This is a genomic window from uncultured Alsobacter sp. (assembly GCF_945952055.1).
In the GTDB taxonomy this organism is placed as follows: domain Bacteria; phylum Pseudomonadota; class Alphaproteobacteria; order Rhizobiales; family Beijerinckiaceae; genus Alsobacter.
In genome coordinates this window covers 30563-46929 of sequence record NZ_CAMFHB010000026.1, presented here as the reverse complement: position 1 = coordinate 46929, position 16367 = coordinate 30563, and the positions used below count along the sequence as shown (strand labels likewise).

General features: G+C 69.9%; 15 protein-coding genes. 2 read left to right on the top strand and 13 right to left on the bottom strand.

Annotated elements, in window-relative coordinates:
- Positions 1-2: 2 nt before the first annotated feature.
- The 8 genes from murD to mraZ form a co-directional block, all read right to left on the bottom strand.
- Positions 3-1403 carry a UDP-N-acetylmuramoyl-L-alanine--D-glutamate ligase gene (gene murD, locus Q0Q47_RS18765; protein ID WP_293863141.1) on the bottom strand — a complete coding sequence of 467 codons (1401 nt, stop codon included), beginning with the start codon at positions 1401-1403 and terminating at the stop codon, positions 3-5.
- A gap of 7 nt (positions 1404-1410) precedes the next feature.
- A complete protein-coding gene (mraY, locus tag Q0Q47_RS18760; RefSeq protein ID WP_293863139.1) occupies positions 1411-2514 on the bottom strand; it encodes a phospho-N-acetylmuramoyl-pentapeptide-transferase in 1104 nt (367 codons plus the stop codon).
- 16 nt (positions 2515-2530) lie between these two features.
- Positions 2531-3952 carry a UDP-N-acetylmuramoylalanyl-D-glutamyl-2,6-diaminopimelate--D-alanyl-D-alanine ligase gene (locus Q0Q47_RS18755; protein ID WP_293863137.1) on the bottom strand — a complete coding sequence of 474 codons (1422 nt, stop codon included), beginning with the start codon at positions 3950-3952 and terminating at the stop codon, positions 2531-2533.
- On the bottom strand, positions 3949-5409 hold the full coding sequence (locus Q0Q47_RS18750; RefSeq protein WP_293863135.1) for a UDP-N-acetylmuramoyl-L-alanyl-D-glutamate--2,6-diaminopimelate ligase: 1461 nt from the start codon (positions 5407-5409) through the stop codon (positions 3949-3951). The genes Q0Q47_RS18755 and Q0Q47_RS18750 overlap by 4 nt, the downstream gene beginning before the upstream one ends.
- On the bottom strand, positions 5406-7073 hold the full coding sequence (locus tag Q0Q47_RS18745; protein ID WP_293863221.1) for a penicillin-binding protein 2: 1668 nt from the start codon (positions 7071-7073) through the stop codon (positions 5406-5408). Before Q0Q47_RS18745 ends, Q0Q47_RS18750 begins: the two co-directional genes overlap by 4 nt.
- A gap of 130 nt (positions 7074-7203) precedes the next feature.
- Positions 7204-7611, bottom strand: a complete 408-nt coding sequence (locus Q0Q47_RS18740) for a hypothetical protein (RefSeq protein ID WP_293863133.1) — start codon at positions 7609-7611, stop codon at positions 7204-7206.
- A complete protein-coding gene (gene rsmH, locus Q0Q47_RS18735; protein ID WP_293863131.1) occupies positions 7611-8612 on the bottom strand; it encodes a 16S rRNA (cytosine(1402)-N(4))-methyltransferase RsmH in 1002 nt (333 codons plus the stop codon). The genes Q0Q47_RS18740 and rsmH overlap by 1 nt, the downstream gene beginning before the upstream one ends.
- Entirely contained in the window at positions 8609-9091 is a 483-nt protein-coding gene (gene mraZ / locus Q0Q47_RS18730; protein ID WP_293863219.1) for a division/cell wall cluster transcriptional repressor MraZ, read from the bottom strand. The genes rsmH and mraZ overlap by 4 nt, the downstream gene beginning before the upstream one ends.
- Before the next feature lie 433 nt (positions 9092-9524).
- On the opposite strand from mraZ, the gene Q0Q47_RS18725 reads away from it, so the two are divergent.
- Together Q0Q47_RS18725 and Q0Q47_RS18720 are read left to right on the top strand one after the other, a co-directional pair.
- Positions 9525-9929 (top strand): MbcA/ParS/Xre antitoxin family protein, encoded by a 405-nt coding sequence (locus Q0Q47_RS18725; protein WP_293863129.1) that lies wholly within the window; start codon positions 9525-9527, stop codon positions 9927-9929.
- Entirely contained in the window at positions 9926-10624 is a 699-nt protein-coding gene (locus tag Q0Q47_RS18720) for an RES family NAD+ phosphorylase (protein WP_293863127.1), read from the top strand. Before Q0Q47_RS18725 ends, Q0Q47_RS18720 begins: the two co-directional genes overlap by 4 nt.
- 8 nt (positions 10625-10632) lie before the next feature.
- Here the strand turns inward: Q0Q47_RS18720 and Q0Q47_RS18715 are convergent, their stop codons facing one another.
- From Q0Q47_RS18715 to Q0Q47_RS18695, 5 genes are all read right to left on the bottom strand, one after another.
- The gene (locus tag Q0Q47_RS18715) at positions 10633-11562 is read right to left on the bottom strand and encodes a PfkB family carbohydrate kinase (RefSeq protein ID WP_293863125.1); all 930 of its coding nucleotides are present in this window, start codon (positions 11560-11562) and stop codon (positions 10633-10635) included.
- A gap of 130 nt (positions 11563-11692) precedes the next feature.
- Entirely contained in the window at positions 11693-12679 is a 987-nt protein-coding gene (locus tag Q0Q47_RS18710) for an ABC transporter permease (protein WP_293863217.1), read from the bottom strand.
- Between the two features lie 25 nt (positions 12680-12704).
- On the bottom strand, positions 12705-14210 hold the full coding sequence (locus Q0Q47_RS18705; RefSeq protein ID WP_293863123.1) for a sugar ABC transporter ATP-binding protein: 1506 nt from the start codon (positions 14208-14210) through the stop codon (positions 12705-12707).
- Between the two features lie 74 nt (positions 14211-14284).
- Positions 14285-15235 carry a sugar-binding protein gene (locus Q0Q47_RS18700; protein ID WP_293863121.1) on the bottom strand — a complete coding sequence of 317 codons (951 nt, stop codon included), beginning with the start codon at positions 15233-15235 and terminating at the stop codon, positions 14285-14287.
- A 103-nt stretch (positions 15236-15338) separates the two neighbouring features.
- The gene (locus Q0Q47_RS18695; RefSeq protein WP_293863215.1) at positions 15339-16325 is read right to left on the bottom strand and encodes a sugar-binding protein; all 987 of its coding nucleotides are present in this window, start codon (positions 16323-16325) and stop codon (positions 15339-15341) included.
- Positions 16326-16367 lie beyond the last annotated feature (42 nt).

The following is a 16367-nucleotide window of genomic DNA, read 5'->3' as shown; positions in this document are numbered from 1 at the left end:
GCTCAGTCCTTTCCGATGGGTGCGAGGCCCGGGAGAGCGCGGACGAGATCGCGGAACCGGGCGCCGCGAACCTCGAAATTCGGGAACTGGTCGTAGGAGGCGCAGGCCGGCGAGAGCAGGACGACCGGCTCGGGCGCGTCGCTGGCGGCGGCGTCCGCGGCGGCCTGCGGGACGGCCTCGTCCAGCGTCCCCGACCGCACGACGTCGACCTTGCCCTCGAGCGTGCGCGCGAAGTCGTCGCTGGACTTGCCGACGAGATAGGCGCGGGCGATGCGGTCGAAATACGGTGCGAGGGGCGCGATGCCGCCTTCCTTCTGCGTCCCGCCGACGATCCAGTGGATCGCCCCGGGGAAGGACGCCAGCGCCTTCTCCGTGGCATCGGCGTTGGTGGCCTTGGAGTCGTTGACGAACAGCGCCCGCCCGATGCGGCCGACCTGCTCCATGCGGTGCGCCAGGCCGGGGAACGAAGCCAATCCGGCCCGGATGGCATCGTCGGACACGCCGAGCGCACCGACGGCCGCGATGGCGGCGGCCGCATTCTGGGCGTTGTGTGCGCCGCGCAGGGAGCCGATGCAGGCGAGCTCGAACCGCGTGGTCGTGCCGTCGGCCGCGGCGCGCACCAGGCAGGTGCCGTCGAGCCAGAAGCCTTCCTCCAGGCGGCGCTCGACCGAGATCCGCACCACCCGCCGGCCGGCCGCGGCGAGACGGTCCGCGATGGCGCGGCACCAGTCGTCGTCGACCCCGACGATGGCCGTGGAGGCCCCGGCCACGAGGCGCTCCTTGATCCCGGCGTAGTTCTCCATCGTGCCGTGCCGGTCGAGGTGATCCGGCGTGACGTTGAGGAGGATGCCGGCGGTGGGCGCCAGCGACGGAGCGAGGTCGATTTGGAAGGAGGAGCACTCCACCACGTGCACGCGCGCCTCGGACGGCGGCGCGAGCGCCAGGATGGCCGTCCCGATGTTGCCGCCCATCTGGGCGTCGCGGCCGGCGGCGGCGACCAGATGGGCCGACAGCGCCGTCGTCGTGGACTTGCCGTTCGTTCCGGTGATCGCGATCAGGGGAGCCGCCGCGGCCACGGCGGCCCGTTCGCGGCAGAAGAGTTCGATGTCGCCGATGATCTCGACGCCGGCGGCCCGGGCGAGTTCGACGGACCAGTGCGGCTGCGGGTGCGTCAGCGGCACGCCCGGCGCCAGGACGAAGGCGTCGAAGCGCGACCAGTCACTGGTGCGCAGGTCCTCGACGGCGATGCCCGCCGCCGTGGCGGCATCGCGCGACGTTTCCTTGTCGTCGAAGGCGACGACCGCCGCCCCTCCGGCCAGCAGCGCGCGGGCCGTGACCAGGCCCGAGCCGCCCAGCCCGAACAGGGCGACGGTGCGACCGGTGAAGGAGGTGACCGGCGTCATCGTGCGATCACCGCAGCTTCAGGGTGGAGAGCCCGATGAGGGCCAGCACGACGGAGACGATCCAGAAGCGCACCACGACCTGGGGTTCCGACCAGCCGAGCTGTTCGAAATGGTGGTGGATCGGCGCCATGCGGAAGACGCGCTTGCCGGTGAGCTTGAAGGAGGCGACCTGGATGATGACCGAGAGCGCCTCGAGCACGAAGAGACCGCCGACGATGGCGAGCACGATCTCGTGCTTGGTGGCGACGGCGATGGTGCCGAGCAGGCCGCCGAGCGCCAGCGAGCCGGTGTCACCCATGAAGATCTGGGCCGGAGGCGCGTTGAACCACAGGAACCCGAGACCCGCGCCGATGAGCGCGCCGCACACCACCGCCATCTCGCCGGTGCCGGGGACGAAGTGGATCTGCAGGTAGTTGGCGAAGACGAAGTTGCCCGACAGGTAGGCGATGAAGCCGAAGGTGGCGGCGGCGATCATCACGGGCACGATGGCCAGGCCGTCGAGCCCGTCCGTGAGGTTCACGGCGTTGCCCGCGGCGACCACCGTGAACGCACCGAAGGCGACGAAGAAGATGCCCACGTCGACGAGCACGTCCTTGAAGAACGGCAGCGTGATCGCGGTGGCCAGGCGCGCGCTGGCGAAGCCCTGCATCTGCGGGATGACGTAGGCGATGGCGATGCACGCCGAGCCGGCGATCAGGGCCTCGAGCGCGAGGCGCGACTTGCCCGAGAAGCCCTTGTGCGTCTGCTTCGTCACCTTCAGGAAGTCGTCGTAGAAGCCGATGAGGCCGAAGCCCAGCGTCACCAGCAGCACCACCCACACATAGGGATTGCGCAGGTTGGCCCACAGCAGCGTCGACACCACGAGGCCGGACAGGATCATGAGCCCGCCCATGGTGGGCGTACCCTTCTTGGCGAGGTGGGACTGCGGCCCGTCGCTGCGGATCGGCTGGCCCTTGCCCTGCTTGATCCGGAGGCTGGCGATGATCCGCGGACCGAAGAAGAACACGAAGAACAGCGCGGTCGCCGTCGCGCCGCCCGTGCGGAAGGTGATGTAACGGAACACGTTCAGAGGGCTGAACGCGTAGGAGTAGTCGGCAAGCCAGTTCAGCATCGGAGGTCCTTCTGGCTCAGGCCGGCTGGGGGGCGAAATGGGAGCGCATCGCGGCCACGATGCGGCCCGTGCGGCTCCCGTTGGAGCCCTTCACGGTCACCGCGTCGCCGGCGCGAAGCCCCGCGAGCACCATCGGTTCGAGGTCGGCGGCGCTCGGGGCCCAGGCTCCCCGCTTTTCCAGCGGCAGCGCCTGCCACAGCGATTTCATGAGGGGCCCCGCCGCGTACACGACGTCGATGCCGTTGTCGATGATGGAGCGCGCAAGGCCCGCGTGCATGGCCGGGCCGTCCGGGCCGAGCTCCAGCATGTCGCCCAGGACGACGACGCGGCGGCCGCGCAGACCAACAGGGGTCTGCGCCAGCACGTCGAAGGCGGCGCGCATGGAGGCCGGGTTGGCGTTATAGCTCTCGTCGAGCAGCGTGATCTCGCCACCCGGCGCCACCAGCCGGATCTGGGCGCCGCGACCCGAGGGCGGCGTCACGTCGGCGAAGGCGATGGCGCACAGGGCGAGGTCGGCGCCGAGTTCGAGCGCGGTCGCCAGCACGCCCAGGCTGTTGAGCGCAACGTGGCGCCCCGGGCTTCCCAGGCGATAGGTGACGTGTTCGCCATGCACCCGCGCCTCGACGACCGACATGTCGGCCATGGGGATCAGGCGGACCAGCCTCACGTCGGCGGCCTCGTGCTCGCCGAAGGTGACGATGCGGCCGGCGGGCGACGCCTTCGCGGTGGCGAGCATGCGCTCGAACTGCGGATTGTCGCGGTTGACGATGGCGGCACCGCCGGCGACTAGGCCGCCGTAGATGGACGCCTTCTCGTCGGCGATCGCCTCGATCGAGCCGAGGTTCTCCAGGTGCACCGGCTCGACGGTGGTCACCAGCGCGGCATGGGGACGGACCATCGCGACGAGCGGCGCGATCTCGCCGGCATTGTTCATGCCGATCTCGAAGATCCCGTAGGCGCTCTCGCCGGGCATGCGGGCCAGCGACAGCGGGACGCCCCAGTGATTGTTGTAGGAGGCGACCGAGGCGTGGGTGGCGCCCTGCCGGTCCAGGATCGTGCGCAGCGCCTCCTTGGAGCCCGTCTTGCCGACCGATCCGGTGATCGCGGCAATGCGCGCCGCGGTGCGCTCGCGGGCCGCCTGGCCCAGAGCGACCATGGCGGCGAGGACGTCCTCCACCACCCAGACCCGTCCTATGCGGGCGAACTCGTCGGCCCGGTCCGGTGCCACGACGGCGGCCGCAGCGCCCCGCTCCAGGGCAGCCGCCACGAAGTCGTGGCCGTCGCGGTTGTCGCCCCTGATGGCGAAGAACAGGTCGCCGGGCTCCAGCGTCCGCGTGTCGATGGACACGCCCGTGGCCGCCCGGGGCGCCGGCCCGGCCGCGCGCGCCGTCATCGCCCGCGCGAGGGCTTCCGGTGTCCAGAGGGCGGGCGTCGTCATGGGGCAACCTCGGCTATGGCGGCACGTGCCGCCTCGTGATCGGAGAACGGCAGCACCCGGTCGCCGACGATCTGGCCCGTTTCGTGGCCTTTGCCGGCGATGACGAGGACATCCCCAGCCCTCAGGTCGTGCACGGCCGTCCGGATGGCCTGCGCCCGGTCGCCGATCTCCCGCGCACCGGGAGCGGCGGCGAGGATGGCGGAGCGGATGGCGGCAGGGTCCTCGGAGCGGGGGTTGTCGTCGGTGACGATCACCACGTCGGCCTTCTGGCTGGCGATCGCGCCCATCAGCGGCCGCTTGCCGCGATCGCGGTCGCCGCCGCAGCCGAAGACGCACACGAGCCGTCCCGGCGCGTAGGGGCGAAGGGTGTCGAGGACCTGCGCCAGCGCGTCGGGCTTGTGGGCGTAGTCGACGACGACCATGGCGCCGTTTGCCGTCCCCACCCGTTCGAGGCGACCCTTGACGCCGGCGAGGCCGGACAGCGCACCGAAGACGGCCGCCTCGTCTTCGCCGGCGGCCAGCGCCAGGCCGGCGGCGACCAGCGCGTTGGAGGCCTGGAAGTCGCCCGCGAGCGGCAGGTCAACCTCGTGGCGTCCCGCGGCGGTTCGCAAGGTGAGGCGCTGGCCGAAGTTGCCGCGCTGCTGGTCCTCGATGACGATGTCCTGGCCCGCCCGTCCGACGGTGACGAGCCGCAGGCCACGGGCCTTCGCCGAGGCGAGGACGTCGGCGCCGCGGTCGCCGTCGCAGTTCACCACCGCGGTCGCGCCGGCAGGCAGCAGCGTGTCGAACAGGCGCAGCTTGGCCGCAAGATAGTCCTCGACGGTCGGATGGTAGTCGAGGTGGTCGCGGCCGAGATTGGTGAAGCCCGCGGCGGTGAGCCGGACGCCGTCCAGCCGGCGCTGGTCCAGGCCGTGCGAGGACGCTTCCATGGCGAGATGGGTGACGCCGTCGCGCGCCAGGCGATCGAGCGTCTCGTGGAGCGTCACCGGATCGGGCGTCGTCAGCGAACCGTAGACGGCGCCGGAGGGCGCGACGACGCCGATGGTGCCGAGGCTCGCGGCCTGCCGCCCGCAGGCGGCCAGGATCTGCCGGGTGAACTCGGCGACGGAGGTCTTGCCGCTCGTCCCCGTGACGGCCAGGACGGTGCCGGGCTGCGCGGGATAAAGCACCGCGGCCGCCAGGGCCAGGGCGCGGCGGACGTCCGGCACCCGGACATAGGCCGTCTCGGCCGGAAGGTCGGCCGGACGCTCGCCCTCCCCCACCACGGCCGCGGCACCCGCCTGCGCGGCCGCGCGCGCGAAGACGAGCCCATCGGCGCGCGTACCGGGCACCGCGAAGAAGCAGGCGCCCGGGGCGACCTTGCTGCTGTCGGCGGTGACCGCCGTCACGCCGACGTCCGGCGCCGACGCGCCGGATCCGGCCAGGAGAGCGGAGAGCGGAAGGGTCTTGGGGATCATCGCGTGCCCCAGGCCCCCATGCGGGCCATCACCGGGAAGGGCGCGACCGGCGGGTCGAAGCGCGGCGGCAGGCCGAGCAGCGGCGCGACGCGCTCGATGATCCGGCCCGTCGTCGCGCCGGAGTTCCAGGCCGCGGTGGCGAAGCCGAAGGTCTCGGGCAGGCCCTGGGGCTCGTCATAGAGCGTCAGGAACAGGTATTTCGGCTTGTCCGACGGGGAAATGGCCATGAACGTCGTGAACAGGCGGTTCTTGGAGTAGCGCCCGCCGATGACCTTCTCCGCCGTGCCGGTCTTGCCGCCCACGTAGTAGCCGGGGATGGCCGCCTTGCTGGCGGACCCCTTCTCCGCGTTGAGGCGCATGACGTAGCGCAGCGCCTCGCTGGTCTCGGGCTTGATCACCCTGACCGAGTCGCCCACCGGGTGGTCGGGCGTGCGCTTGAGGAAGGTCGGCGTGATCCAGTTGCCGCCGTTGACGAGCGCCCCGACGGCGGCCGTCGCCTGCAGCGGCGCGACCGCGACGCCGTGGCCGAAGGCGATGGTGATGGTGTTGAGCTCGCCCCACTTCGACGGGACGATCGGCTCGGCGCTCTCGGGCAGTTCCGTGCGCATGCGGTCGAGCTGGCCGAGCTTGCGCAGGAACGCCTTGTGCCCTTCAACGCCCACGGCCAGCGCCATGCGCGCCGACCCGATGTTCGAGGAGTGGATGAAGATTTCCGGCACCGTCAGCACCCGGTTCGTGCCGTGGTAGTCGTGGATCTTGAATCGGCCGAAACTGAGGGCGCCGCGGGTGTCGAACGAGGAGTTGATGCCGACCTTGCCGGAGTCCAGCGCCATCGCAGTGGTCAGCGCCTTGAAGGTCGAGCCCATCTCGTAGACGCCGACGGCCAGTCGGTTGATGCGGTTCGGATCGAGCGCATCGGTCGGCACGTTGGGATCGTAGTCGGGCAGCGACACGAGCGAGATCACCTCGCCCGTGGTCACGTCGAGGACGAGGCTCGCCGCGGCCTTGGCCTTGTACTTCTCCATGCCGCGCATGAGCTCGTCGCGCACCGCGTGCTGGACGCGCAGGTCGAGCGACAGTTGCACCGGCTTCATGTCGGACGGATCGGTGGTGAGGCCGGCCATGTTGAGGGCGGCCAGGCCCTGCCCGTCGATGTACTTCTCGATCCCGGCGATGCCCTGGTTGTCGAGATTGGTGAAGCCCAGGACGTGCGAGACCGCGGGTCCATTGGGATAGACGCGCTTGTTCTCGGGCATGAAGCCGATGCCCGGCAACCCGAGGCGATAGACCTCCTGCTGCTGCTTCGGCGTGATCTCGCGCTTGATCCACACGAAGCCGCGCTTGGCCCCGAGCTTGTCGCGCAGGTCCTTGGCGTCGAGGTCCGGCAGCACGGCCGTCAGCAGCTCGACGGCCTCGTCCTTGTCGATGATGCGCCTGGGCTCGGCGAAGACCGAGACGGTCTTCACGTCCGTCGCCAGGACAGCGCCGTTGCGGTCGACGATGTCGGGGCGGGCACCGGACACTTCCGCCGCCGCGCGGCGATAGGCGGTGGGCGGATCGGGGCGCAGCCCGAGTTGCACGAGCCGGCCGGCGATGACGCCGTAGATGATGAAGAAACCCGCGGCGACCAGGAAGACGCGATGCCCGCTCTTGTCGAGGCGCATCCGGAACAGGTCCGTGACCGACGACCAGAGCCGGCGCGACAGGGGCACGCGCTCCTCGCCCACGGGCGCGATCGCTGTGGGTTCGGATGAGGCGACGGGGCCGTCCTGGTCTGTCTGGCTCATCGGTGTCTCACGGCTTGCGGCTGGGGGTCGTGGAGGTCGGCGTGTGCGCATCCCCGCCCTTGCCCAGGGCGGGCGTGTTCGTGGGCGCGGCGAGACCGAGGGACTCGAGCTTGGCGCCGATGCCGTCGACCTGCGCCGGGCGCGGCGGCACGTCGGCCCAGCGGACGATCTGGGTGATCTGCGCCGGGACGATGTCGTGCAGGTGCTTGTCCGCGAGCGTCTGGATGCGGTCGGGCCGGTTCACGAACTGCCACTCCGCCTTGAGGACGGCGATGGCCTCCTTCTCGCGGGCGACCTGCGTCCGCAGTTTCGCGACGCGCTCGGACAGGTAGATGCTGTCGTACTTGATGCGGTAGGCGTAGAGCGCCGAGCCGACGAGCGCCAGGATGGCGAGGATGTGCATCAGGCGGCGCATCAGCGTCGACCTCCCCGGGTGGCAGGGCCGGCGGGAGCATCCGTGCGTTCGACGGCCCTGAGCTTGGCCGAGCGAGCGCGCGGATTGTCCCGAAGTTCGTCTTCGCCGGCCACGACCGGCTTGCGCGTGACCTGCGCGAAGGTCGCGGTCGAGCGCGCCAGGGCCGGCGCATGGCGCGAGGGCGCGGCCTCGCGGCCGGTGCGCTCCTGCATGAAGCGCTTCACGATCCGGTCCTCGAGGCTGTGGAAGGTGACGACGACGAGCCGTCCGCCCGGCGCCAGGACCCGCTCCGCCCCTTCGAGCGCGCGCTCGAGCTCGCCCAGTTCGTCGTTCACGGCGATGCGCAGGGCCTGGAACGTGCGCGTTGCCGGGTGGATGTCGCCCGGCGCGCCGCGCACGACGGAGGCGACGATGTCGGCCAGGCGCTTGGTGGTCGTGATGGACTCCTCTCGCCGGGCCGCGACGATGGCCCGCGCCACGGCGCGCGACCGGCGCTCCTCGCCATAGGCGAAGATGAGATCGGCGAGGGGCCCCTCCTCCATCGTGTTGACGATGTCGGCGGCGCTGCGCCCGGCCTGCTCCATGCGCATGTCGAGCGGCCCGTCAAACCGGAACGAGAAGCCCCGGTGCGGGTCGTCGAGCTGCATGGACGAGACGCCGATGTCGAGGACGATTCCGCTGAGCGGCACGAAGCCGGTGCGCTCCGCCACGGCGGCGAGGTCGCCGAAGCGCGCCTCCTCGAGGACGAGCCGTCCCGCGGACTGCGCGACCAGCGCCTGGCCGCCCGCGATGGCGTCAGGATCCCGGTCGAGCGCGAGCACCCGCAGGCCAGGATCGGCCGCGAGGATCGCGCGGGTGTAGCCACCCGCGCCGAAGGTTCCGTCGCAATAGAGCCCGCTCGCCTGCGGGGACAGAGCATCGACGACTTCCCGCACCAGGACGGGAACGTGACGAGCCGGTCCGCCAGCGGCGTCGGAGGTCCGATCGCCGCGACCCGTCATCGTTCCCGTGCTCCGGCGGGTGAACCCGGCCGCAACAGGCTGCCGAGTTCCTTCTTGAGATCCCTCACCTTCCGTCTGGCCTCGTCGAGATGACGTTGGAAGGCGGAGGGCTCCCAGATCTGAAACTTGTGCCCCAGTCCCACGAAGGTCACCGCATCCGTGATGCCCGCATGGCTCTTGAGGGTCTCGGTCAATGACACGCGCCCCTCCGGATCCACCTTGAGCACCTCGCTGATGCCGTAAAGCGCCGTCGAGAAATGATCCCGCTCGTCCGAAAACGGCGGAAGCCGCTCGATGAGCCCCTCGATCTCCGCCAGCAGACCGTTGCCCCCCGCATCGAGGGCCTCGGCTTCCAGCGAGGGATGGACGTAGAGCCCCTCGAACCCGTCCCGCGCGAGCACCGCACGAAAGGACGCCGGAATCGACACCCGACCTTTCGCATCCAGGCGACTGGTGAAGCTGGATACGAACCGATCCATCGAACTCCGGACCCACCTCACGCACGGCCGCACCGGACCGTCCCGCGACGACACACCCCGCCTCGACCCCGGTCACGACGAGCCCCGCGGCGGCAGAGAAGCCCTGCCTCCGATTGGTGGACCCGGCGGGTGCCGAAACTCGAAACGGGATGATTTGGGATAGCATGGGACAGTATGGGCGTCAATTGAATGGACATGGGAAAGGCACGTGCGGACGCACGTCCCCAACTCTCTCCCGCATCACACCTTGTTAACGTTAAGGAACCGTTGATTCCGGGCTCAAAGTCCGCGTCAGGGCTTTAACGAAGCGGAAAGACACAGGGGGCGCGTGCCATTCCCCGTGCGTCAGCCCGGGAACCGGGATGTCCGAATCTGGATTGAACATTGAAATTTGACTGAATTCGGACTAGAAAGTCGGCCAGGAGGGTTGTCCATGGGTCTTGTCTCCCCAGCCGGCGTGGTGCTCGATCGACGGGAACTGTCGGGTCCGGCGTTGCGGACCTTCTTTCGGATCGCGTCCCAGTGGCAGCTCTCGCCGGACGAGCAGATGGCGCTGCTCGGGCTGACGGCCCGCTCCACGTTCTTCGCCTGGAAGAAGAACCAGGACGTGGCCCTGCCGAAGGACACCCTCGAGCGGATCTCCTACATCCTCGGCATCTGGAAGGCGCTCCAGATCCTTCTGCCGAACGAGGCGTCCGCCGACGCCTGGATCCGCAAGCCCAACGACGCGCCGCTGTTCGGGGGGAGCTCGGCTCTCGCCAGGATGCTGTCGGGGCAGGTCGCCGATCTCTTCGTCGTCCGCCAGTACCTCGACGCGCAGCGCGGCGGGTTGGCGTGAGCGCCGTGACCGTGCCGCTGACCGTCCGGGTGACGTGGCAACCCTGCTTCCGCATCATTCCGAGCCGGTTTCCGCCCATCTCCCTGTTCGAGCGGGTGGCGGCGCCCGAGGACCTCGACGCGATCATTGCCCTGGAATCCATGACCAACCCGCGGCTGCGGGACGAGATCGGCGAGATCCGCCTCGTGCCGCCCGAGGAGCGGATCAGCGGCCCCGGGACGAGCATCGTGATGGCGGCCTTCACGCACCTGAATCCGGAAGGCAGCCGGTTCACCGACGGCAGCTTCGGGGTGTTCTACGCAGCGCTGGACCTGGAAACGGCGATGGCCGAGACGGTCTACCACGCGGAACGGTTCATGCGGCGCACGAGAGAGCCCGCACAGGAACTCGACAGGCGCGTGTACCTCGTCGACCTCGATGCCGATCTGCACGACATCCGTGGCGGGTGGCCCGCCGATCCCGACGTCTACGACGACGTGAACTATGGCGCCGGCCAGTCCCTCGCGCGTCGCCTGCGGAGCGCCGGCTCGCATGGGATCGTCTATACGAGCGTGCGCCGCGTGACGGGCCATTGCGCCGCCGTGTTCCGGCCCCGCGCGCTCGGCAATTGCCGGCAGGAGCGCCACCTCTGCTACGTCTGGGACGGCGCCAGGATCCGCGAGATCTACGAAAAGCGGACCGTCGCCGTCCTGTGAGGCGAAGGTCAGTCCGGCGTGGCTGCCGGGCGCTCCGCGAGGAACCGCTCCACCTCGCTGCGCGTGGGCACCGCGGTCCGACCGCCGGCCCTGAGGCACTTCAAGGACGCGGCCGCCGCGGCGAAGGTCAGGACGGCCTCGATGGGCCGGCGCTGCGCGAGCGCCACGGCGAAGGCCCCGTGGTAGACGTCCCCTGCCGCGTTGGTGTCGACCGCCTCGACCGCAAAGGCCGGGTGATGGCAGATCCCGGGCGCCGAAGGGCCGCCCCACCACACGCCGCGCTCACCGTCCGTCACCACGACGAGGTCCGCGGAGCCGCGCTCGACGAGCCGCGTCGCCGCCACGGCGGGATCGCCCTCCCCGGTCACGATCCGCGCTCCGGAGGCGGAGGCGACCACGTGCGAGGCGCGCGGGAGAAGGTCGGCCAGCACGGCCGGCGGCCCGACGTCGAGATCGAGGATCGCGGCGATACCGCACGCCCGCGCCGCGTCGAGGGCCGGCCCCGCGGCGGCCGGCCACCGCACGTCGGTCATCACCGCGCCGAAGGCCCCGTCGGCGATCGGCGGCATGACCTCCGCGGGGCCCATCAGGACGGGATGGTAGTAGGGCACGACCACCCGCTCTCCCCGCCCATCGACGACGATCACCGCGGTTCCGGAAGGGACGTCCGGGACGCGACGGATGAAGTCCGTCGCGATGCCTTCCCGCGCCATCTCCGCGACCAGGAAATCGCCCGGCGTGTCACGCCCGGCATTGGCCCAGAAGGCCACCGGATGGCCGAGCCGCGCCACCGTCGTCGCCGCGATCGCGGCCATGCCGGACGCGCTGATCGACATGCCGTCGGCCATGAACTTGCCGGTGCCCGACGGCAGCGCGGGGACGTGCATGATGACGTCGTAGGTCAGCGCTCCCACGCACAGGATCGGTCGCACGCTCATGCCGGCTGGGCTCCCCTTCGATGCAGGAGGCGGCCGCCGTCATCCCGCATCGGCGCCTCCCCCGCCCGCTAGCATGGGCCAGGGGCGACCGATGTCCAGCCCGGCTCGCGCGCTCGGACCGGAGACGGCGTCAAGCCGCCGGCGTCGTGGTGGCCGCTGGCACCTTGGCCGCCCTGCGACTACCGACGGAGGTGAACTGCCGGTCGGCGATCACCCCCAGCAGGATGACCGAGCCCATCACCGCGAAGTTCAGTGAACTGGGAATGCCGAGCAGGTTGACGAGATTCTGGAGCACCTGGAGGAGGATCGTGCCCAGCACCACGCCCAGCATGGAGCCCTCCCCGCCCCGCAGCGAACACCCGCCCAGGACGGCGGCGGCGATGGCGTAGAGCTCGTAGAAGTTTCCGTGCGACGATGGGGAGATGGAGCGCGTGTACATGGCGATGAAGATGGCCGCCAGCGCCGTCAGGGTGCAGCAGATCACATAGGCCGCCACGATGACGCGCGTCGTCCTGATTCCGCTGTATCGGGCCGCCTCCTCGTTCTTGCCCACGGCGAACAGGTGCCGGCCGAACACCGACCGGTGCAGCACGACGCTCATCACGATGGTGACCAGGACGAACGCGATGAGGCTGTGCGGCACGCCGTAGAACCGGCCCGCCGTGAGCCACTCGAGCGTGGGAAAGCTGGCGCCGAACGGAAACCCCGCCGTGGCATCCTCGGTGTAGTAGCGCGCGATGCCGCGGTAGATCAGCAGTCCGCACAGCGTCACCACGAAAGGCTGGATCCCGACGCGCGTGACGAGCAGCCCGTGCACCAGCCCGATCAGCGCGCCGATGGCGAGCGCCACCACCGCGGCCAGGCCGGGGCTCAGCGTCTCGTTGGCCACGAGGTCGACGAAGACCACGCCGACCAGCGCGATGATCGAGCCGACCGAGAGCTCGATCCCGCCGGAGATGATGACGAAGGCCTGGGCGACGGCGAAGAGCCCGAACAGGCCGATCAGGTTGGCCGTGTTGGCGAGGTTGATGGGCGACAGGAAGCGGGGATTGATGATCGCGACGATCGCCCCGACCACCAGGATCAGGATGAGGAGGCCGAGGTCCTTTCGACTGATCATGTCAGGCGCTGCTCCATGGTCGTCAGCGCGTCCTGCGCCCGACAGCGAGGGAAAGGATGGCCTCTTCGCTGAGGCCGTCGCGTTCGATGAGCCCGGCGATGGCACCTTCGTGCATCACCGCCACGCGGTCGCTGACCCCGATGATCTCCTCCATGTCGGACGAGATCATCAGGATGCCGACGCCGGCGTCGGAGAGCTCCCGCATGATCCGGTAGATCTCGCTCTTGGCGCCGACGTCGACGCCGCGCGTGGGCTCGTCGAAGACGAGGATGCGGGGCGACAAGGCGAGCCATTTCGCCAGCACGACCTTCTGCTGGTTTCCGCCAGACAGCGCGCCAGCCGGAAGCGAGAGGCTGGCGGCCCGGATGCCGAGGCGGTCGCGCTCGCGCGCGGCGACGGCCTCCTCCTCCTCCAGATCGACCAGCGTGGCCGCAGAGCGCCCGGCCAGCATCGCCATCGACACGTTCTGGCGGATCGGAAAGTCCAGCATGAGGCCGAGACGCTTGCGATCCTCGGGAATGAGGTAGAGGCCCTGCGCGATCGCCTGGTCCGGCGACGCGATGGCGACCGGGCGGCCGTCGATCACGATCTCGCCGGCGAGAGGCCGGTCGATGCCGAAGATGGCGCGCGCCAGTTCGGTCCGGCCGGCCCCGACGAGACCGGCGAGCCCGAGGATCTCGCCCCGATGGACCGTGAGGTGCACGGGGCGCTCCGGCCGGTAGGGGGTGCGCAGGGCGCGCAGTTCGAGGATCGCGGGCCCGGGCGGAGCGGCCGGCGCCCGGTAGAGGGTCTTCAGGTCCCGCCCGATCATGTGGGCGATCATCGTGTCGGCCCGGATGGCATCGCCGGCGAGCTCGGCCACCCGCCGCCCGTCGCGCAGGATGACGACGCGGTCCGCGCAGCGCTCGATCTCGCCCAGGCGGTGGGTGATGAGGACGACGGCGACGCCACGGGCCTTCAGATGGCCGATGACGTCGAGGAGGCGATCCGTCTCCGAAGCCGTGAGGCTCGAGGTCGGCTCGTCCATGATCACGACGCGCGCCTGCAGCGACAGGGCCTTGGCGATCTCGACGAGCTGCATCTGCGCCAGGGAAAGCCGCGACAGCGGCGTCCGCGGCGCGAAGTCCGCGCCGAGCTGCGCCAGCAGGGGCGCGGTCCGTCTCTCCAGCGCGGCGTCGTCGACGAGGCGCAGGGGCCCTCCCCTGACCGGCTCCCGGCCGATCATGACGTTGGCCGCGACCGTCAGGTTGTCGAAGAGGTTCAGCTCCTGGTGGACGAAGGCGATGCCTCCGGCCATGGCGCTCGCCACGGTGAGGCGGGGCAGGTCGACGCCGTCGAGACCGACGCTGCCGGCATCCGGCGCGAGGATGCCGCCCAGGATCTTCATGAGCGTCGACTTGCCGGCGCCGTTCTCCCCGACCAGCCCGACGACCTCGCCGGGCCGGACCGCGAAGTCGACGCGGTCAAGCGCCAGCACCCCGGCAAAGGCCTTGGTGACGCCGTTCGCGCTCAGAATGGAGGCATTCATCGGATGGAACCGGCCGACACGACGGCTGGGACGGCGGCCCGGAGGATCGGCCGCCGCCCCGCCTTCGCCGAACCTCAGCCGCGGATGCGCGCCTTCAGTTCGGTCTCGAAGGCATCGACGTTGGACTTGTCGATGATCTTGGTCGGGACGATCACGAGCTTGTTGGCCGGAATGCCGGACTTGTCGCCCTCCAGCACCTTGGCCATCAGCTTCATGCCCTGGTAGCCCCACTCGTAGGGCTGCTGCACCACCGTTCCGGCGATGGTGCCTTCCTTGACGCCGCCGAGCGTGATCGGGTCCTCGTCGAAAGCGATCACGGTCACCTTGCCGAGCTTGCCGGACTCCTTCAGCACCTCGTAGATGCGCGGCGGGTTGTACGAGTAGAAGCCCACCATGCAGTCGATGTTGGGGTTGGCGGCCAGCGCGTCGGCCACGTTTCGCTTGGCGCGGGTCTGGTCGATGTCGTCGCCGCGCACGTCCACGAGCTCGATCTTGGTGCCGGCGATCGCCGCCTTCATGCCTTCGATGCGCTCGCGGGCATTGTCGGCGCCGGGGAGCCCGACGAAGCCGATGCACTTGCCCCCGTTCGGCAGAGCCTTCTTGGCGATCTCGCCGGCCTGCTTCCCGGCATCCATGTTGGAGGAGCCGATATAGGCGATGCGGTTGGAGTCCGGGGCGTCACTGTCGGTGGTGAACAGGGGCACCTGCCCGCCGACGCGGTTGAGCGCGGCGGTCGACGTCTTCGGATCGACGGCGCTGACCATGATGGCCGACACGCCGGCGACGACGAGATCGTCCATCAGGCGCTGCTGCACGGCGGCCGCGGCCTGCTCCGGATACTTGAACTGCAGCGTGTAGTTCGGCAGTTCGGCCTGCGCCTTCTTCACGCCGGCCTCGGCCAGCTTCCAGAAGTCGGAGGCGCCATTCACGACGAAGGCCAGGGTCTTCTTGCCCTGGGCCATGCCGGGCGTCGCGGTCAGGGCCAGCGCGCCGGCGAGGGCGACGGTCGCAAGTGTGGTTTTCATGGCGTGTTCCAGCTGTTGATCGATCGCGGTGGAGCGGGCGCGTCGAACGCCCCGCGGACCTGCCGGTCCGGCCCGATCGAGGTCGGGCCGGACGCAGGGGATGTCAGCCGCCGATGCAGGAGGCCGCGTTCTCGGACGTGCACTCGTCCAGGCCCGTGAAGATGATCGGCTCGACGGTCTTGCCGTTGAGCAGGTCGATCATGACGCTGGGCGCCTTGTAGCCCATCTCGAAGGGCCGCTGGCCCACCTGGACGTGACTGCGCCCGGCCTTGAGCGCCTCCATCTGCGGCGGCAGCGTGTCGCCGGCCACGATGACCAGCGACTTCTGCTTCAGCTTGGCCATCACCTGGTCGGTCACCTGGGCATAGGCCTGCGGCGCGAACTGCGCCCAGCCGCCGACCAGCACGAAGGCCGTGAGGTTCGGGTTGGCCGTGAAGGTGTCGGCCATCTGCTGGTTGGCGAGGTCGGCCTGGTCGTTGGTGAATACCGGGCACCCGGCGATCTCGTTCCAGCCCCCTTGCCCCGCCAGCTTGTCGGTGCCCTTCTTGCCAGCCAGCGTGTCGCGAAGGCCCGCGGCACGCTCGTTGATGTTCGCCGCCGCGACGTTGCCAAGCTGCAGGCAGATGGTGCCGCCGGAGCCCTTGAGCTTCTTGAGGTGCTCGCCGAACTTCACGCCCATCTGGTAGTTATCGGTGCCCAGATACGTCTTGCGCAGGCCCGCGTCGTCCTTCGACAGGTCCGCGTCGATCGTCATGATCGGGATCTTGGGCGCCTTCTGCTTCAGCATGCGCGCCATCAGCGGCGCGTTCGACGGAGAGATGGCGATCGCCTTCACGTCGGGACGGTTGAGCAGGTCCTCGACGATCTGCACCTCACCGACCTCGTCGGCGCTCGACGCGGGCCCCGTGTAGAAGCACTTGTAGCCGGAGGAGGCGTTCTCGCGGTTCCACTTCTGGCAGCCCTGGTTGATCTGCTCGAAGAAGGGGTTGTCGAGCCCCTTCACGACGATCGCGAGCGTCTTGTCCTGGGCGCTCGCCGTCGAGCAGAGCGCAAGTCCGGCGATGCCCGCCAGGACGGTCAACTTCAGCATCATTCCACTCCTCCCTCGGTGATCATTGTCATTGCTGGACAG

Bases quoted from the DNA above. Each gene is read 5' to 3' on its own strand.
- murD (WP_293863141.1), bottom strand. From the start codon at position 1,403: ATGACGCCGGTCACCTCCTTCACCGGTCGCACCGTCGCCCTGTTCGGG.
- mraY (WP_293863139.1), bottom strand. From the start codon at position 2,514: ATGCTGAACTGGCTTGCCGACTACTCCTACGCGTTCAGCCCTCTGAAC.
- Q0Q47_RS18755 (WP_293863137.1), bottom strand. From the start codon at position 3,952: ATGACGACGCCCGCCCTCTGGACACCGGAAGCCCTCGCGCGGGCGATG.
- Q0Q47_RS18750 (WP_293863135.1), bottom strand. From the start codon at position 5,409: ATGATCCCCAAGACCCTTCCGCTCTCCGCTCTCCTGGCCGGATCCGGC.
- Q0Q47_RS18745 (WP_293863221.1), bottom strand. From the start codon at position 7,073: ATGCGCCTCGACAAGAGCGGGCATCGCGTCTTCCTGGTCGCCGCGGGT.
- Q0Q47_RS18740 (WP_293863133.1), bottom strand. From the start codon at position 7,611: ATGCGCCGCCTGATGCACATCCTCGCCATCCTGGCGCTCGTCGGCTCG.
- rsmH (WP_293863131.1), bottom strand. From the start codon at position 8,612: ATGACGGGTCGCGGCGATCGGACCTCCGACGCCGCTGGCGGACCGGCT.
- mraZ (WP_293863219.1), bottom strand. From the start codon at position 9,091: ATGGATCGGTTCGTATCCAGCTTCACCAGTCGCCTGGATGCGAAAGGT.
- Q0Q47_RS18725 (WP_293863129.1), top strand. From the start codon at position 9,525: ATGGGTCTTGTCTCCCCAGCCGGCGTGGTGCTCGATCGACGGGAACTG.
- Q0Q47_RS18715 (WP_293863125.1), bottom strand. From the start codon at position 11,562: ATGAGCGTGCGACCGATCCTGTGCGTGGGAGCGCTGACCTACGACGTC.
- Q0Q47_RS18705 (WP_293863123.1), bottom strand. From the start codon at position 14,210: ATGAATGCCTCCATTCTGAGCGCGAACGGCGTCACCAAGGCCTTTGCC.
- Q0Q47_RS18700 (WP_293863121.1), bottom strand. From the start codon at position 15,235: ATGAAAACCACACTTGCGACCGTCGCCCTCGCCGGCGCGCTGGCCCTG.
- Q0Q47_RS18695 (WP_293863215.1), bottom strand. From the start codon at position 16,325: ATGCTGAAGTTGACCGTCCTGGCGGGCATCGCCGGACTTGCGCTCTGC.